This window comes from Kocuria dechangensis (genome assembly GCF_014636775.1).
GTDB lineage: Bacteria > Actinomycetota > Actinomycetes > Actinomycetales > Micrococcaceae > Kocuria > Kocuria dechangensis.
Genome location: NZ_BMEQ01000068.1, coordinates 1 through 2,401 on the forward strand (window position 1 = coordinate 1; position 2,401 = coordinate 2,401).

The 2,401-nt window shown below is 57.9% G+C and carries 1 rRNA gene; it reads left to right on the plus strand.

Annotated elements, in window-relative coordinates:
• Positions 1 to 94: 94 nt before the first annotated feature.
• A 23S ribosomal RNA gene (locus tag IEW07_RS20660) occupies positions 95 to 2,401 on the plus strand; the annotation flags it as partial.

Consider the following 2,401-nt stretch of genomic DNA (forward strand, 5'->3'; position numbering starts at 1 on the left):
CGTGATTGATCGCCGCCGGCCCCTGAGTTGCTGGTCGCTGCCGTTTTCGGTGGTGGCTGGTGGTGGGGGTTGGTCGGTGTGTTCTGTGATCATGTGGCAAGTTTTTAAGGGCGCACGGTGGATGCCTTGGCATCAGGAGCCGATGAAGGACGCGGTAATCTGCGATAAGCCTCGGGGAGCTGATAAACGAGCTGTGATCCGAGGGTCTCCGAATGGGGGAACCCCGCCACGTGTTATGCGTGGTGACCCGCACCTGAATTCATAGGGTGTGTGGAGGGAACGTGGGGAAGTGAAACATCTCAGTACCCACAGGAAGAGAAAACAACAGTGATTCCGTCAGTAGTGGCGAGCGAACGCGGAAGAGGCCAAACCGATGGTGTGTGATACCCGGCAGGGGTTGCATCATCGGGGTCGTGGGGCATGTCGTCCCGGGTCTGCCGGCCCGGGCGCGTGAGTGCAGGGCGATAGTCGAACCGGTGTGAGTGCCGGGCCGTAGAGGGTGAGAGTCCCGTAGACGAAATCGCTGCTGCCGCGTGGTGCGTGTACCCAAGTAGCACGGGGCCCGTGAAATCCCGTGTGAATCTGCCAGGACCACCTGGTAAGCCTAAATACTACCTGATGACCGATAGCGGACCAGTACCGTGAGGGAAAGGTGAAAAGTACCCCGGGAGGGGAGTGAAATAGTACCTGAAACCGTGTGCCTACAATCCGTCGGAGCCTTGAGGGGTGACGGCGTGCCTTTTGAAGAATGAGCCTGCGAGTTAGTGTTACGTCGCGAGGTTAACCCGTGAGGGGTATCCGTAGCGAAAGCGAGTCTGAACAGGGCGAGTGAGTGGCGTGATCTAGACCCGAAGCGAAGTGATCTACCCATGGCCAGGTTGAAGCGCGTGTAAGAGCGCGTGGAGGACCGAACCCACTTCAGTTGAAAATGGAGGGGATGAGCTGTGGGTAGGGGTGAAAGGCCAATCAAACTTCGTGATAGCTGGTTCTCCCCGAAATGCATTTAGGTGCAGCGTTACGTGTTTCTTGCCGGAGGTAGAGCTACTGGATGGCCGATGGGCCCTACAAGGTTACTGACGTCAGCCAAACTCCGAATGCCGGTAAGTGAGAGCGTAGCAGTGAGACTGTGGGGGATAAGCTTCATAGTCGAGAGGGAAACAGCCCAGACCACCAACTAAGGCCCCTAAGCGTGTGCTAAGTGGGAAAGGATGTGGAGTTGCTTAGACAACCAGGAGGTTGGCTTAGAAGCAGCCACCCTTGAAAGAGTGCGTAATAGCTCACTGGTCAAGTGATTCCGCGCCGACAATGTAGCGGGGCTCAAGTACACCGCCGAAGTTGTGGCATTGCACCAACGATACCCAACCAGCCTTGCGCTGGTTCAGGTGGTGCGATGGGTAGGGGAGCGTCGTGTGGGCAGTGAAGCTGCGGGGTGACCCAGTGGTGGAGCCCACACGAGTGAGAATGCAGGCATGAGTAGCGAATGACGGGTGAGAAACCCGTCCGCCGGATGATCAAGGGTTCCAGGGTCAAGCTAATCTGCCCTGGGTCAGTCGGGACCTAAGGCGAGGCCGACAGGCGTAGTCGATGGACAACGGGTTGATATTCCCGTACCGGCGAAGAACCGCCCCTATCGAACCGGGGACACTAACCACCCGAACCGCACCCGTTCGCCGGCCTTTGGCCGGATGCCGGGTGTCGGGGAGCGTGGGACCTGATCCGGGGAGGTAAGCGTATTAACAGGTGTGACGCAGGAAGGCAGCCGAGCCGGGCGATGGTAGACCCGGTCTAAGCGTGTAGGGCGACCCGTTGGCAAATCCGCGGGTCATGCGCCTGAGACGTGACGGGACCCCCATTCGTGGGGGGATTCGGTGATCCTATGCTGCCGAGAAAAGCATCGACGCGAGGTTCCAGCCGCCCGTACCCCAAACCGACACAGGTGATCAGGTAGAGAATACTAAGGCGATCGAGAGAATCATGGTTAAGGAACTCGGCAAAATGCCCCCGTAACTTCGGGAGAAGGGGGGCCCGGACCGTGGACACCACTTGCTGGTGCGAGCGGGCAAGGGCCGCAGAGACCAGGGGGAAGCGACTGTTTATCAAAAACACAGGTCCGTGCGAAGTCGCAAGACGATGTATACGGACTGACTCCTGCCCGGTGCTGGAAGGTTAAGAGGACCCGTTAGCCTCACGGCGAAGCGGAGAATTTAAGCCCCAGTAAACGGCGGTGGTAACTATAACCATCCTAAGGTAGCGAAATTCCTTGTCGGGTAAGTTCCGACCTGCACGAATGGAGTAACGACTTCCCCGCTGTCTCAACCATGAACTCGGCGAAATTGCAGTACGAGTAAAGATGCTCGTTACGCGCAGCAGGACGGAAAGACCCCGAGACCTTTACTATAGT